Origin of the sequence: Cryobacterium sp. TMT4-10, from assembly GCF_004403275.1 — a bacterium.
Taxonomy (GTDB): domain Bacteria; phylum Actinomycetota; class Actinomycetes; order Actinomycetales; family Microbacteriaceae; genus Cryobacterium; species Cryobacterium shii.
Genome location: NZ_SOGU01000085.1, coordinates 1 through 14,462, shown reverse-complemented (window position 1 = coordinate 14,462; position 14,462 = coordinate 1). Strand labels below are relative to the sequence as shown.

The window sequence follows — 14,462 nt, the reverse complement described above, 5'->3', positions numbered from 1 at the left end:
GCAAACACCCGGCCGAGCAGGCGGCCCACGCTAGGCTGAGCGCGACAGTGTTCGGCCCGCTCTCACCAGCGGAGCATCCGACGGACTTTTCACGGTCTGCTTTCTGCATCTGTCAGGGAGCAGGACGTGGTGGTGGGGACTGTGCGTGGTCGGGACACCGCACGCTTGGCGCGCATTGAACGAGAGTTCTGGATCGACCGGGACGTGGCGCTCCAAGCCGCCGAGGAGTGGCTCGCGGAACTCGGCGAGGCAGACTCGGGGGCCACGTCGCGCCGCCTGATTGTGCTGATCGCCGCCGTGCGCATCCATCGCACCGACCCGGGCCAGATCGCCACCGATGTGCAGCAGATCCTGGGCTGGGCGGAACAGCACGGCGAGGTCGCGCTGCAGTCCCGGTGCCACGACGTTCTGGGCTCGGTCTTCGAGATGGTCGGCGATCGCGCCCTCGCGCTGGAGCATGCCGTCACAGCGAACGATCTGCTCGACGAGTCCGAGACTCCGCTGATGCGGGCCGCCGCCCGTAAGTGCCTCGCGGATGCCCTCGGCTCGGCAGGTTCTCTCGACGAGGCGCGGAGGCGGTATGACGATGCGCTGCGGCTGGTGATCGATGACCCGGAAACCAACATCCGTTACATCATCCTCAACAACCTGGCCTTCACGGAGCACCTGGCACACAACCAGGTCGAGGCCCTCGCCGCGGTCGACCGCCTGGTCGGTCTGTCGGAGCTCAGCGACCGCCAGATCGGGATGTCCGCCCGGGACACGATCGCGCGGATCTACCTGACGGTGGGTCGCATCGACGAGGCGGAGCAGATGCTGCTGACGGCCATGGACCCTGCCATCAGCGACGCGCACCCGGACAGCTCCGCGGCCGCCCTGGTCGCCCTGGCCCAGCTGTACCGCCTGGACGGGCGGCTCGAGAAGGCGCAGCTCGTGATCGACCGCTGCCGTGACATCGCCCAGCGCAACGGTCTCAATCGCTGGCTGACGGAAACGACCCGCGAGCAGGCCGAGACTCATGCCGCGAACGACGACTACCGCTTCGCGTTCGAGGCCTACCGCCACTACCACGAGCAGTTCGAGGCCCTCGGCGCGAGCGAGAACGAGGCGCGGGGACGCATCCTCGATGCCATGTTTCAGACCGCGGAGTCCCGTCGGGAGAGCGACCGGTATCGCGAGCTGGCCGAACGGGACCCGCTGACCGGGCTGCACAACCGGCGGTTCGTCGACGAGCACCTCGATCTGGCCCTGATGAGGCTGCGGGAGGGCGGACCGGAACTGGCGGTCGCGATGCTCGACCTGGACCACTTCAAACGCATCAACGACACGTTCTCCCACGAGATCGGCGACGAGGTGCTGCGCGCGATCGGGCGCATCCTGATCGACGCCGTATGGGCCGTGCCGGGCGGGATCGCCGCGCGGCTGGGTGGCGAGGAATTCCTGCTGATCCTGCCGGAAACGGATGCGAACCAGGCCCGCGCCGTCTTCGACGAGCTCGGGCGAACCATCGCCGACTTCGACTGGTGGCCGATCACCGAGAACCTGCCCGTGACGGCGAGCATCGGCGTGGCGGTGGCGCCGCTCGACGGCGAACACACCTCGGACCTGCTGCGGGCCGCGGACACCCGCCTCTACGTAGCCAAGCAGGCCGGCCGAAACCAGGTCGTGCACGCTTAGCGCGGCCGCGTCCCCACCCTAGTTTGGACCCTGTCCGATCCCTCCACAATGTGGCCTTGATCGGGTTTTCCACCGTGTGCACGGATGCCGGGGGAGTGTCGGTGGGTGCCCGTAATCTGTCCCTCATGAAGCCGTCATTCATTGAAGAGCGTGAGGCCATGGGCCGGCATTTCGATGCCATCGCCGAGGCCGAGCGGGACCTCGCCGCGGCCTTCGCCCGGCGGGCGGAACGGGTCGAGGATGCCCGCCGATTCGGGCAGGCCATCGCCCGCACCGCGGCCCGGGGGCCGGGGGCCGGGGGCCCGCTGGGACGCACGGGAGGTCGCCGAGCGGGAGTTCTCGAGCGAGCTGGCCTGCACGATCCGGGTGCCGCAGCGCACGGCGGAGAACCTGGTCGCGGAGAGCCGGGCCCTGGCCGTGGATCTCCCCGCGACCCGGGCTGCGCTGGCGTCGGGAGAGATCAGCTACCGGCACGCGCAGGTGGTGGTCAACCAGGCGTGGTCGGTCCCCGCAGAAGGGCGGGCGAAATTCGAAGCCGCGGTGTTGAAGTCGGCAGGCACTCTCACCGCGTCGAAGCTGAAGTACAACGCCCGGATTCTGCGAGAGCGGTGGCATCCGGAGACGATCAAGGCCCGGTACCAGAAGTCCGTGCTTGACCGGGCCGTGTTCTTCGAGCCCGAACAGGACGGCATGGCATCCCTCACCTTCTACGCCAGTGCGGAGAAGGCGCAGGCGGCTTACGAACGGGTGACGCTGATGGCCCTGAGCCTGCAGTGCGCCGAGGAGGAACGAACCCTGACCCAGTTGAAGGCGGACGTGTTCGAAGATCTCATCCTCGACGGGGTCACGCCGTCGGGACTCGGCAAGGGCATTCGGGGCTCGGTGAACATCACGGTCCCGGTGTTCAGCCTGATGGGTCTCACTGACGAACCCGCCCACCTGGAGGGGTACGGCCCGATCGACGCCGACACCGCGCGGCGAATCGCCGCCGGCGCACCGAGCTTCACCCGGCTTCTGGTGCACCCGGAGACCGGGGTGGTGCTCTCGGTCGGTCGAGACCGGTACAAGGTGCCCAAGGACCTCAAAAAGTATCTGCGGGTGAGGGACGAGACGTGCCGGTTCCCGGGCTGCAACCGTTCGACGGCCCATTCGGGCATCGACCATTCGTTGGATTGGCAGTTCAACGGTTTGACCGCCGAGGACAACCTCGCGCACCTGTGTCCGCCGTGCCATGCGCTGAAGAGCGAGACCGGGTGGAGCGTGAAACACCTCGAAAATGGCGTTCTGGAGTGGAGGTCACCGAGCGGGCGAGCATTTGTGACCGAGCCGGCCACGGTCATCCGTGCGGCGGCACCTGTGATGCCTGTGCAAGCTGTGACGCCTGTGCAAGCTGTGACGCCTGGGCACCCTGTGGCGCCGAATTCATTGGGATCACCCGAACCGCCCGGCGACCCCGCACCCTTCTGAGAGATTCGATCTGAGGCCTGAGCGATCCGAGGCTTCAGCGAGCCGAGGCCCTAGAAGGAGCGGTCCAGTTCCGCCTCGCGGGCAGAGACGCCGGTCGCGATCGCCGCGGCGACCGCGGTACCGATCGACCCGGCCTCGGCGTCGATGCGGGTGGTGAAGCCGAGGCGGCCCGCTTCGGCCGTGCGAAGCTTGGACGCCGACACCGGCCGCACCTCGCCGGCCAGGCTGATCTCGCCGAATGCGACCGTGTTCTGCGCGATCGGCCGGTCCCGGAACGCCGACGCGATGGCGAGGGCGATGGCGAGGTCAGCGGCCGGCTCAGTGAGACGGATGCCGCCCACGGTCGAGACGTAGACATCCATCCCGCCCAGGCCGGTCAGGTTCGCCCGCCGTTCCAACACGGCGAGGAGCATCGCCACCCGGGAGGAGTCCACGCCGTTGGTGACGCGACGGGGGTTGGGGGCCTGGGTCTTGATGACCAGGGCCTGGATCTCGACCGGCATCGCCCGCCGGCCCTCGAGCGCCACGGTGACGCAGGTACCCGAGACGGCCGAGTTGCCGCGGCTGAGAAAGAGTCCGCTCGGGTCGGGTACCTCGGCGATGCCGTCGCCGGTCATCTCGAAACAGCCCACCTCGTCGGTGGAACCGAACCGGTTCTTCAGCGCGCGCACGAAACGCAGCGCCGTCTGCCGGTCGCCCTCGAACTGGCACACCACGTCGACGAGGTGCTCGAGCAGGCGGGGGCCGGCGATCGTGCCGTCTTTTGTGACGTGTCCGACCAGCAGGATGGGCAGATCGCGGTCTTTGGCGACCCGAATCAGGGTGGAGGCCACTGCCCGCACCTGGCTGGGCATGCCGGCGAGGCCGTCGGAGAGCGAACTGGCCACGGTCTGCACGGAGTCGATGATGACGAGGTTGGGTTTGACCGCGTCGATCTGGCCGAGGATGGTGGCCAGGTCGGTCTCGGCGGCGATGAACAGTTCGGGCTGCAGCGCCCCGGTGCGCTCGGCGCGGAGGCGCACCTGGCTGACCGACTCCTCGGCGCTGACGTAGAGCACGCGGGACTTCGCGGCCGCGGCCTTCGACGCGACCTCGAGCAGCAGGGTGGACTTGCCGACCCCGGGCTCGCCGCTGAGCAGGATGACGGATCCCGGCACGATGCCGCCGCCCAGCACCCGGTCGAACTCATCGATGCCGGTCGGCCAGTGCGAGACCGCGTTGGTGTCGACGTGGGTGATCGGCCGGGCGATGCCGTCGCCGCTGACGCTGGCCGGCTTAAGTGCGCGGGCCAGGCTCGCCTTCTCGGTCATGTCGACGACGGTGCCCCATTGCTGGCATTCGCCGCAGCGGCCCGCCCATTTCAGGGTGGTCCAGCCACATTCGGTGCAACGGAAGTTGGAAACGGGTCTGGCCATGCCTGCGAGCCTAGCTGGGGCCGCCGACACCGCTTGTGTTGGGGGTTGTTGCGGCCGTCGTTTCGGCTGCGGACCCGGTCGGCGTTGCCGTGAGTGGTGCCTCCGCGGGGTCCGTTGCCGTGGTGGGTGCCGCCGCGGGCGCCGGTGCCGAGGTCGCCGCGCCCGCCGGTGCGGACTCCGCTTCGAGGGGAGGGAACCGCCGGGTGAGGCTCGCTTCCAGCGCCGGCAGGAACGCGTCGGCCCAGGCCCGGTAGCCACGGTTGTTGGGGTGGAACAGGTCGCCCGCGACGTGCGTGGCGACGCTGCGCAGCCCGAGCCGCTTGGTGGTCGCGTGCAGCGGCACCACGGTGAGCCGGTGCTCCGCGGCCACCTCGGCGATGATGCGGTTGGCGACTGCGACCATCCGTTCGTTGCGGGGCAGGTGGAAGCAGGGCAGGCTGGCGACCAGCGCATGCGGGGGGAGTGCCGCGAAGACCGTGCGGATGCCTGCCTCGAACGCCACCGCGTCCCAGAGGGCTATGTCGTTGGCGCCGATGGCGACCGTCACGATGTCGGGGGTGAGCTTCACAAACTTTGGCAGCTGGTCGCGCACGGCCAGTCCGACCGTCGCGCCCGAGACGCTCAGGTTGACCACCCGCACGGTGCGGGCGGTCGTCAGCGCGATCTGGTCGGCCAGGATGCCGACGTAGCCGCGGTGCGGGGAGCTCGCGCCGATCCCCTGGGCGGCGCTGTCACCGATGACGGCGTAGAGGAGCTCGCCCTTGTCCTTCGCCCGGGTGCGCCACCACAGCGAGTGCACCGGCAGGGTCTCGTTTAGGATGACAGCGCTCGCGGAGACGCGCTGCTGGAAGGCCCGGTGGTTGGCCACGACGGCCACGCCGATGCCGGCGGCCGTCGACACGGCGCCGACCGTCAGGGCAAGGGAACGGAGCCGGTTGTTCGCTGATATCACCTCGCGAGATTACAGCGGCCGGCTGGGTGCGCGCCGTTCAGACACGGATGCCCGGATCGCGATTGGCGCCGGCACCCGCTTCTCAACTACACTTTCCCTCGGTACCGTGTCCGAGCGGCCGAAGGTGCAACTCTCGAAAAGTTGTGTGGGGGAGACTCCACCGTGGGTTCAAATCCCACCGGTACCGCCACGGGGTTGTTCTTAGAACTGGTTGATTCTGTTCCAAGAACTCGTCCCAAAACGAATGGCCTCCGAGATTTCGGAGGCCATTTGTCGTTTCCGGCGTGCGTAGCGCGTGGTTTCCCGCTCATGCGGGCTGGTAGGTGCGGATTAAATGACAATGCACGGCCAGGGACGCCCGAGCGGCCGTTTTTCGGCGCTGCGAATTGTCCTGGTCGTGCGGTGGCGTGTTGATTCAGCTGGTGGGTGCGCGGTTAAGTTCGGAGCGGCGGGTCGAGTTCCGCGCCTTCCGGGGCGCCGGGGAGCACCTTGAGCGGCCACTTCGCTTTGTAGTTGGATAGGCCTTCGCGGTCACGGCGGCGCGTCTTTCGCAGGGGCCCCAAGTTCTGACCGGTCGTGGTGCTCTTGGACGTTTGGGTTTCGCGGTCAGTAAGGAAGGTAACGATCTTCCTGATGTTGGCCGACACGAGCAGCATGGTCGCCATTATCTGGTGTGCGGCGAATCCGCGGATTCGGCGGCGTGCTGGAGTGTCAGCTGCTTCGTGTCCGACGTCTTTCACGTAAGCGTGGTAGCTCTCGTCGGTGTTGCGGCCGATGCGGTACGCGTCGCTCCATTCCTTCGACTGGTAACGGAAGAGCTGAGCGTCGCGGATGCCGTCTTCGGGCCCAAACTCCACCGAGCTCTGCGTGCAGATTGAGTCGGGGGCCTCTGGAACATTGCCCGTAAGTACGGCGGTGCGGATCTTATCGGTCGCGTTGCGGTGGAGTTCGCGCAGGGGGCATTCCAAGGTCGAGTTCGGACCGACGGCGGGGCACATCATCGGTGTGTGCCCCCGTGCGTCGGGCTTCTCCTTGGGGCGAAGCTCGAAGGCCGTCCGTTCTTCGAGCCGTTTCCGGTAGGTGTCCTCGTCAATCGTGTGGGCTTCTGCATCGACCGAGGCGTTGAGGAGATCCTTTGGGGTCCCAGCGCAGTAGTGGCGGCCTTCGACCTGTTTGGCACCGGCTTTGCCTCCCTTGATTCCCAACCCGGTCTTCTTGTAGTCGGTGATGACAGCCCACCCCATTTCCTTCACTGGGATGTGCAGGACTTCGGGTGTAAGGGTCGCGAAGTAGAGGCGGTCGGCGACGACCGTTCCGGGAGTGTGGCCGCGGTCAGCAATGGACTGGAGGACCCGCACGGTTTCACTGGCGACGTGCTGAGTGCCCGGCAGACTCATTGAGAACCCGAGGGCGATGTTGGGGAATTCAGCATGGTCGACGGGGCGATTCGGTACCAGAACGGCGATGCTGCCAGCCCGACCCCACACGAAGTCCTTGTCTGCTTTGCTTTCCGGACCTGACTCCTCGCGTCTTTCCGCGTTAATCGGGTACCAGCCGGAGTCGTGTTCGAGGACGAGCTTGTCCGAGTAGTTCTTACCGGTTTTTGGGTTGACCCTCAGCTCCAGACCGGTCTTCTTGTCGACAGGGGAACGCCCCCGCGGGCTGGCCGCGACCATGGGAGTCTGGTCAATACCGACAGTGGTGTGCTGATTGATCTTCCTCCGAACCTCGCGTGGTAGGAGCCGAAACGTCATTTCCAGGAGCGAGTCGGAAAACCAGTTGAGCCGTTCCCGCCCCTGCGCGACGACCTCCGGATCGCGCAGCTCGACGATTCGGTCACGCTGAGCTCGGTTGGTGAGTCTGTAGAGCGGGGTGTCGGGGTAAGGGTCCATGAGGGCTTTCATGCGGTGGAAGGAATTCCATGCGGCGTTGTACCAGCGCCTCGCCTCAGCGCGTCCTCTCGCCGTCCCGGATAAGTTGGCGGGGAGACCAAGGAAGACACGCGCCTCCTTGGTGAGGCGACGATGCAGGACGGCTCCCATCTCCGTGGCCCAAAGCGGGGTGTGCTCGCGTGCGAGGAGAAGCAGGACGATGAGGATGACGCGGTCATCAATCTTCGGGGGGCGGCCGCCGGGGTGCGTGCCTTGGCGGGCTTCGTGACGCCACGCGGCGAGTTGTTCCAGCATCCTGGACCCGTCGACCATCGTGGCAGCTCGGCGTACGTCGTCGATGTCGAACTTGGATGTCCGGCCCGAGGTGGTGCCAACGGCGTCGTCGAGGAGGTGCTCGAACGCGGTGCTCTCCTGCACCTCGTCCTGCACCTCGAGGGTGCCGTCGGTGATGCCGCTCATCGGGTCGGCTCCGCTCCGGAGATCAGGTGGCGGACGTCGACCATGTCATATGGAGTCATGGCCTGCACGTAGGGCGCGAGCGAGGTTGGGGTCGCTAGTCCGGCTAGCTCCAGCAGGATGTCGAGTCTGAGGCCGGCGTTGAGGTGCCGCACAATCCAGGTGGCGCGGAGCCTGGTCGCTGATGGAGTGGGTTCATCTGGAGCATCGATGCCGAACTGGTGGATCACCCGAGCCGGGTATTCAGGCAGACGGTACCCGGCGAACAGCCACTCGCCGGGCTCGCGGCCATTGATGCCCGTCGCGAGGGCGCGTCGCCACTCGACGCGGAGCGGGACCGTGCGAGGGTGGTTGCCGCGCACGCTGACCAGAAGTTCGTCGCCGTCGGTGGTGACGTCGCTGATGCGTGCGAGGGCGATCTCTTCGGCACGCATGCCGGCTCCGGCGCCGAGCGCGAGGAGGACGTGTGCGTTCATTCGTCGCTCCACGTTCGTGCGTCGCGCGGCTGAACTTCGGAAGGTGATGAGATCCCGGCTGGCGTAGGGGTGAGCCGAGGCCGGGTTCTTCCGGGTCTGACGGTCGGGCGTGGCGGCGGTGAAGTGCGCGACGAGGGTATTGAGACGTTGCGCGGTCTGCTGCTGGTAGGTCTCGGCACGGGCAGGCATGACCTCGTGCACGAATCGGCGAATGAGCGCGGGCCGGAAGGCGGCTGCGGGATCCAGGTTCGCTGCCGCTGTCTGCCACAGCCAGTGGGCAAACTTCGCGGTCGCTGCAAGATAGTTCCGTGCAACACCACGAGTTTGGAGCCCGAGGCTGGTCACGCTGGCGCGAACGAAGGTTTCGATTTCAGTCCAGTGCGCTGCAGGGATCTTGGCCACGTAGTTGTCGATGACGCGCTGCACTGCGGGCGGGCTGACGGCGCTCATGCCCGGCCGCCGCAGGGCTGAGCGACGGACGGGAGACCGCCGGATGGTCGGGTGACGGGGAAAGTGCTCTGGGGGATGCTCATACAGGTTGGACATGCGGAGAATCCCGGCCATCTCGCCGATGCATGCCCTTTTAGGGTACCGAACCAGGTAGCATAAATGACCGTGACCGATCCGCGTTTTCGCCCGCGAGCTTCCTGCGAGCCGACGACGAACTTCGGTACAGCCCGTCCCGTGTCCTGGGACAGCCCTCATGGGATGTCGGAGAGTGCGCTTGATCAGCTGGGGGCCGCCAAACTTCAGCACGCGCATGCCCAGCAGGTCCGTGCCGCCCTTGCGGCGGATGGTGCGACCATAGCGTCCTATGCCAGAAAGAACGGACTCGACGAAACGCGCCTGGGAAGGATACTTCGAGGTGACGTGATCATGAGGGTCGAGGACATGGTCAATGCGGAACGTAACCTCAAGCTGAGGGAACGGCGCGCTGCCGCCGGGGAGGGCCCGGCCCAGCGCTGACGGTTCAGCGCGGCGCGGCGACCGCATCTCGCAGCGCGTTCCGGCACCACCGGAGGTCGGGTTCCCGAGCGAACCGGAGGAATCGGTCCAACGCTTCGGGCGATTGCAGCCCGGCAGCAATTATCAATGGCACGAGCGGGGTGCCGGCTTCCAGATGCTGCACGATCCAGGTCGCGTGCATCCTCCGGGCCTGCAACTGGATCTTGCCTTCCGCCCGTGAGACGAAGTCCGTGATCAGATTCCGGTTGCCACCGGCGTGCTGCTCGCGGAACGCCCACGCCTCGTCCTGACATGCGCCTACTCGTTCAACGAGGGCCCGTTCCCATTCACGCAGCACGGGAACCACCCGGGCTCGCTCGCCACGCACCGTGATGAGTACGCCGTCGTCGTCGGCTCTGATGTCTCCGATCGTGAGGTTGACGATCTCTCGTCCTGCCAGGCCGGCGCCGAGTCCGAGGGCGAGTAGCGCCTCCGCGTTCGACCTCCTTTCGGCAGTGGTCTGGGCGGTTGCCCAACTCTTCAGGGTCACCACCTCCCGGGCGGTGTACGGCGCCGACGGATCCGATCCGCCTAGCGGCCGCAAGACCGGCGGTGCCGCCGCGTCGAGCAGCGCCTCCGAGATCCGGAGGAGCCGGGAGCGCAGGGTGCTTCGGCTTGCCTTGCTCCCGTATTGCGTCAGGCCGACGGCAATGAACCGCTCGATCGTGCGAACGGCAAATATCACGTCGCGTTCGAGGGGCATGGCTGCCGTCTGCCACGCCCACAAGGTCAGCGGGGTCGCCGCAGCGTACAGTTCCCTCTCGGAGTAGACCGTCCCCGGTGCAGCGTCAACGACAGCGGCGCGCACGAAATCCCCGATGTGGTTCCAATACCCTGCATCCATCCGGGGCAGATAGGTCGGCTCGTCGTGATTCACCGGGTATCCCCCTGTTTACGACGGGAGCACTGCACCGCGCCCGGTGCTCCGCCGGGGACTGACTGCCGCTTCTGGGCGGCGGTTTGAGACTCTTTGAACGCCGCGAGATCAGCCCGCGTGGGTCCAGCCTCAATCAGGCACGACACCGTCGGCTCCCGGCAGCTCATCACGGCTTATGGCTTCTATGGCGGCCACGAGCGAGGTCTGGGCCCAGAAAAAGTCAACGTCCTCGTCCCAGCCGTCGGTGTACATGGTCCATCGGCCACGGGCACCGACCCGGAGAGTGTCGATCGACCGTAGAGAACGGGTCCGGTCATTAATCGTCGGCGGTGCGCCGGCCCCACGTACCCGGGTCACGGTGCCCAGCTCGAGGTCAAAATAGTGGCGGCTGTCCCGCGTTACGACGCGCCACGCGCCGCCCTCATCTCCACGGAGTTCCCTCACGCGGATTGGTTCAACTGCCGGGTCGTCCATCGTCGGTCCTTTCTGGTTGGTGGGTGTCCGGTACGACGGGGGCGCCGTTCCGGTAGAGGAATTCCAGGCCGAGGGTGGCGGTATTCAGGATCGTCAGGTTCACCCGGTTCTTGCCGTTCGTGTCGAGCACGACAACGCGGGTGGGGTAGGCGGCCCCGGGCACGGTCAGCACCTGGTCGTGGAATTGGTGGTAGTGGCCTCCGAGGGTCAGTCGGGGGCGGGTTTGCAGGACGGCACGGCGAAACATCACCCGACTTTCCGTTGCGTACCTGATGTCGTCCGTCGAGAAGCCCAGGTCCCGGGCGCGTCTGTCTAGATCGGGCTCGTCCATCAGCGGCGCTTCATGTCCGACTAGGACATCTGCGCGTTCGGTGCCCAGGCGCCGCAGGTCGCCTTCAGTGATCTGCTCCTCGGGCCACCATGAAATGCCCTCTTTTCGGAGTTCGCGGTCTATGCTGTTGGCTCCTCCGAGGGTGGCGAGGGTGAAACGTCCGCCGATCTGGGTGCGATACGCGCGGGGGAGGTGGGCGATGTTGGCCGTGATCCAACGGATGCCGTCGGGATCGACGGGATACTTCAGGATCTTGGGGTGCCAGTCGTGATTACCGTCTAGGAAATACATGGCTATCTGATGCCGGGCCAGGGCGCGCGAGATCTTGTTGAGGTCGATCTGCCAATTCCGGCCAGGCCACAGCACGCCCCAATCGCCCAGTTGCACGATGACGTGCACGCCGCGGTCAGCCAATGTCTTGAACGCTTGAAGGGCGTGCTCGATGTCCCCATGCAGGTCTCCCATGACTCCGATCCGACGCACCGTGGACAGAGTCTGCACGGCGTACGGCGAATACGCTGAGCTGGGTGCCGGGCGGTGCGTCCGAAAGAGTGGGGACAGGTCGTTGCGGGGGTCGCGATCCGGAGGGGTCGCCTCGCCTGCGTTCATGGTTCGAACTGCGGGATGACGCGGTAGTTGATGTAGTCGCCGACGAAGTGCACGGTTTCGATCTCGGCGGCGCTGAGTTCCCGTGCCGGCTTCACCAGCTCGATGCTCACGATGGGGGCGCTGACATAGCGGCCAGTGACCTGGCTGGCGGACACGACTCCAAGGGGGCTGCCGATCTCGACCGGACCGATCCCGGAAAAGCTTAACCACTCGTGGTCGCCAGGAAGCTGGCGAGCCGCCGGGCCCGGGGTCCGCCGGTAGGCGCGCAGGTCGCCGTCGATGAGGAGGACCGAGCCGTGCTCTGTGGTCAGCCGGGTGATGCCCGACGAGCCGGGCACCCCATCGGACGGCGCTTGTCTGCGGATCATGCTTCACCCCGTTCGCTGTCGAGATCTGGGGTTATGCGCTCGATCGCGGTCACCGGCGAGCTGCGGCGCGTCGTCGCATCCACACCCGGAACGGCCAGGTCAATGAGCAGCTGCATGGAACGGCCGACCGAGCACTCCACAACCCTCAGCAAACGGACGGTGGAACGATCACGGCGCAGACTGTGGACCCGGTCGGGATCATCCGCCGCGGGAATTCGGCACATCTCGTGTCGGTCGAGGTCAAGCCAGTAGGTCGAGCCGGACCGGGTTCGGATCCTGAACTGCCCGGTGACCTGGTCCATCAGGGTGCTCATCGAGAGCATGAGCCAACCTCCGTGCAGCTGCGCAGCCGGACTGGGCGGACAGGACCTGACCTGTCGACGGTGGGCGTCGTCGCCACGGGCCCGTGCACCCAATCCCGACCCGCGACGCCCTGAGTAGTCGCACCTTGATGGGGCATTCGCGAACCTCCCGTGTCACTCGACTGCTCGAGTGAACTGTCGGTACAGGGACGCTAGCCGGGGATTCCCATCGTGCGGGTCCGTGCAGGAATACACCTTCCGGCACACCGCGAGACTCGTCCCGCGCATGACCTCTCCGACACCGCACGCCGTGCGGGTCGGAAAGGGAAACCATGCCCAATCAGAGCCCCGTGGAACAGCTCCACGCCGAATACGCACGGCTGCACGACCAGCCTCCCTCTACCCTTACTGAGGACCAGAGACGATCGCTGACCTTCTACAACGGTGAAATGGAATCCCACAGCGCCGGCGAGATCCCCGACACCGTCCCTCGAGACGTCGCCAACTGGATCCGCAACGTGTTCGCGCTGGAGGCCTTTGTTCGCTGTCAGGGCCGCATGCCCCGCGAAAACCGCCGCCTCCCAGAGGGCGCGATCTCCGCCGTGGAGAAACAGCGCGCTAACAGTGTCCGCGCGCAGCGCCGCGCATTCATCGCCGGGCGCCTCAGCACCTACCAGGCGCGCCGGCTGCTCTGCGTCCCCGGGTTCAGTTTCCATCCGCTGGAGGACGTCTGGCAGGCGACCCGCGTCGCGTATGCCGACTTCACCGCCACACAGGGGGGCGCACCGAAACTTCGCAGCACAGACCCGTCCGAACGGGCCCTCGCGGGGTGGGCCGCGAAAATGCGCTTTGCCTACCGGGGCGGCACTCTGTCCGCAGACAGGGTCGAGACTCTGACGGGTCTGGACTTCTGGACCTGGGGCGCCCCGTCCAGCCGGGACTGAGTTCCCGTGCCGGAATACAGTTCGGACTGCTCTCCACCGGCCGACGGTGGCCCGGTGCAGGATCAGACCATGACGAATGGCTTTGACGGCGACGGGCGCGCCACGAGCGGGTCACAGCACCGTTCGGACGAGACTCGCTCGGCGGGAGCGGCGGCGCCTTCGCCGCAGCTCGCTCGGGCCGTTCGTGCAACGGCAGAGGTGTGGCGGCGGTTGGAGGAAGAGTTTGGTCTCCTGACCAGCGGTGAGGTTGCCGAGCTGCTGGGAGTCACGCCCGCTGGTCCGAGCTGGGTGGCTGCGCAACGGAAGGCTCGCAAGATCATCGGCGTGCGCCGGGGGAACACCTACCGGTACCCGGGCTTCCAATTCGACCACCAGACGGTCCTGCCCGTGATCGCACCCTTGCTCGAGCTGGCACGCGCCAACGGGTGGTCGAGCGACGATCTGACCCTCTGGATATTCGGCCCCACCACATCTTTCGTTCAGGAAGATCGGCCGGTCGACCATCTGCGGGAGCCCGAGGCGGTCCTGGCCACCGCGACGCTGACCATGGAAGCCTTGTGGTGACCGGCAGCGACCCGTCTCACCGGGCGGATGAGCCCACGCGTTCCGCGCTCGAGGCCACTGACGTCGAGAACGCCAAGCTTGGACGTCGCTCTTCGGCCGCGAAAACACACACTCAAGCCACGTGGGAGTCGACCGTGGGACCCTTCTACGACGGCGCGAGCCTGATGCGCCTGCTCGCCATATCGACGGAGGAGTTGGACCGGGCGTCGAATGCCGGCGAGATCCTGCGCACCCGAACAGCCGACGGCACCGACCTCTACCCGAGCTTTCAGCTCAACGCCTCAGTAGAGCGCTTAGCGGGGCTGCGCGAGGTGTTGACCGTTTTGGACCCGGGGCTGGATGATCCGTGGGGCGACGCCCTTTGGCTCACCGCGGTCGTCCGGCGATTCGAGGGCCGCTCCGCCGCAGAGTTGATGCGGAATGGTGAACTTGAACCCGTTCTTGCTGCGGCGCGACAAGATCGGACCACGTGGGACCGGTAGTCGGACGGCGGTCCCGACCGGCGCTACAGCCTCGCCGAGGCAGCGGACTGGGGTCGGACCAGGTGATCTGCGGCCCTCTCTGTCAACCTTGGACAAGGCACCGGGATCGTCCCGAATAGTGTTGTAGAGGGCGGGGAAGGAGTTCCCCTTGACGAACGCAGTGATGACAGG

The 14,462-nt window shown here is 66.6% G+C and carries 15 protein-coding genes and 1 tRNA gene; 7 read left to right on the top strand and 9 right to left on the bottom strand.

Annotation, left to right across the window (positions count from 1 at the left end):
* Positions 1-165 precede the first annotated feature (165 nt).
* Together E3T42_RS11530 and E3T42_RS11525 are read left to right on the top strand one after the other, a co-directional pair.
* Positions 166-1,677, top strand: a complete 1,512-nt coding sequence (locus E3T42_RS11530) for a diguanylate cyclase (protein ID WP_134403051.1) — start codon at positions 166-168, stop codon at positions 1,675-1,677.
* A gap of 240 nt (positions 1,678-1,917) precedes the next feature.
* Positions 1,918-3,144 (top strand): HNH endonuclease signature motif containing protein, encoded by a 1,227-nt coding sequence (locus tag E3T42_RS11525; protein WP_166805331.1) that lies wholly within the window; start codon positions 1,918-1,920, stop codon positions 3,142-3,144.
* Positions 3,145-3,194: 50 nt separating this feature from the next.
* Here the strand turns inward: E3T42_RS11525 and radA are convergent, their stop codons facing one another.
* Entirely contained in the window at positions 3,195-4,559 is a 1,365-nt protein-coding gene (gene radA, locus E3T42_RS11520; RefSeq protein ID WP_134403049.1) for a DNA repair protein RadA, read from the bottom strand.
* Positions 4,560-4,569: 10 nt separating this feature from the next.
* Positions 4,570-5,511, bottom strand: coding sequence for an SGNH/GDSL hydrolase family protein (locus tag E3T42_RS11515; RefSeq protein ID WP_241976067.1), 942 nt, complete (start codon positions 5,509-5,511; stop codon positions 4,570-4,572).
* A gap of 100 nt (positions 5,512-5,611) precedes the next feature.
* On the opposite strand from E3T42_RS11515, the gene E3T42_RS11510 reads away from it, so the two are divergent.
* Positions 5,612-5,701: transfer RNA gene (locus E3T42_RS11510), tRNA-Ser, on the top strand.
* 244 nt (positions 5,702-5,945) lie between these two features.
* Here E3T42_RS11510 and E3T42_RS11505 read toward each other — a convergent pair.
* Positions 5,946-7,862: a hypothetical protein gene (locus tag E3T42_RS11505; RefSeq protein WP_134403048.1), complete on the bottom strand. Its 1,917-nt coding sequence runs from the start codon at positions 7,860-7,862 to the stop codon at positions 5,946-5,948.
* Entirely contained in the window at positions 7,859-8,785 is a 927-nt protein-coding gene (locus E3T42_RS16775) for a tyrosine-type recombinase/integrase (RefSeq protein WP_166787169.1), read from the bottom strand. Before E3T42_RS16775 ends, E3T42_RS11505 begins: the two co-directional genes overlap by 4 nt.
* 159 nt (positions 8,786-8,944) lie before the next feature.
* On the opposite strand from E3T42_RS16775, the gene E3T42_RS16770 reads away from it, so the two are divergent.
* Complete coding sequence (locus E3T42_RS16770) at positions 8,945-9,301, top strand: hypothetical protein (RefSeq protein ID WP_166787170.1); 357 nt, start codon at positions 8,945-8,947, stop codon at positions 9,299-9,301.
* Between the two features lie 4 nt (positions 9,302-9,305).
* Here E3T42_RS16770 and E3T42_RS11495 read toward each other — a convergent pair whose 3' ends face one another.
* From E3T42_RS11495 to E3T42_RS11475, 5 genes are all read right to left on the bottom strand, one after another.
* On the bottom strand, positions 9,306-10,217 hold the full coding sequence (locus E3T42_RS11495; RefSeq protein ID WP_134403046.1) for a hypothetical protein: 912 nt from the start codon (positions 10,215-10,217) through the stop codon (positions 9,306-9,308).
* 129 nt (positions 10,218-10,346) lie between these two features.
* Positions 10,347-10,691 carry a hypothetical protein gene (locus E3T42_RS11490; protein ID WP_134403045.1) on the bottom strand — a complete coding sequence of 115 codons (345 nt, stop codon included), beginning with the start codon at positions 10,689-10,691 and terminating at the stop codon, positions 10,347-10,349.
* Positions 10,672-11,487 carry a metallophosphoesterase gene (locus tag E3T42_RS11485; RefSeq protein ID WP_166789172.1) on the bottom strand — a complete coding sequence of 272 codons (816 nt, stop codon included), beginning with the start codon at positions 11,485-11,487 and terminating at the stop codon, positions 10,672-10,674. The genes E3T42_RS11490 and E3T42_RS11485 overlap by 20 nt, the downstream gene beginning before the upstream one ends.
* A gap of 140 nt (positions 11,488-11,627) precedes the next feature.
* Positions 11,628-11,999: a hypothetical protein gene (locus tag E3T42_RS11480; RefSeq protein ID WP_134403043.1), complete on the bottom strand. Its 372-nt coding sequence runs from the start codon at positions 11,997-11,999 to the stop codon at positions 11,628-11,630.
* On the bottom strand, positions 11,996-12,322 hold the full coding sequence (locus E3T42_RS11475) for a hypothetical protein (protein ID WP_134403042.1): 327 nt from the start codon (positions 12,320-12,322) through the stop codon (positions 11,996-11,998). Before E3T42_RS11475 ends, E3T42_RS11480 begins: the two co-directional genes overlap by 4 nt.
* Before the next feature lie 329 nt (positions 12,323-12,651).
* On the opposite strand from E3T42_RS11475, the gene E3T42_RS11470 reads away from it, so the two are divergent.
* From E3T42_RS11470 to E3T42_RS11460, 3 genes are all read left to right on the top strand, one after another.
* A complete protein-coding gene (locus E3T42_RS11470) occupies positions 12,652-13,245 on the top strand; it encodes a helicase associated domain-containing protein (protein ID WP_134403041.1) in 594 nt (197 codons plus the stop codon).
* A gap of 69 nt (positions 13,246-13,314) precedes the next feature.
* On the top strand, positions 13,315-13,809 hold the full coding sequence (locus E3T42_RS11465; protein WP_134403040.1) for a helix-turn-helix domain-containing protein: 495 nt from the start codon (positions 13,315-13,317) through the stop codon (positions 13,807-13,809).
* Entirely contained in the window at positions 13,806-14,291 is a 486-nt protein-coding gene (locus tag E3T42_RS11460) for a hypothetical protein (protein WP_134434413.1), read from the top strand. Before E3T42_RS11465 ends, E3T42_RS11460 begins: the two co-directional genes overlap by 4 nt.
* Positions 14,292-14,462 lie beyond the last annotated feature (171 nt).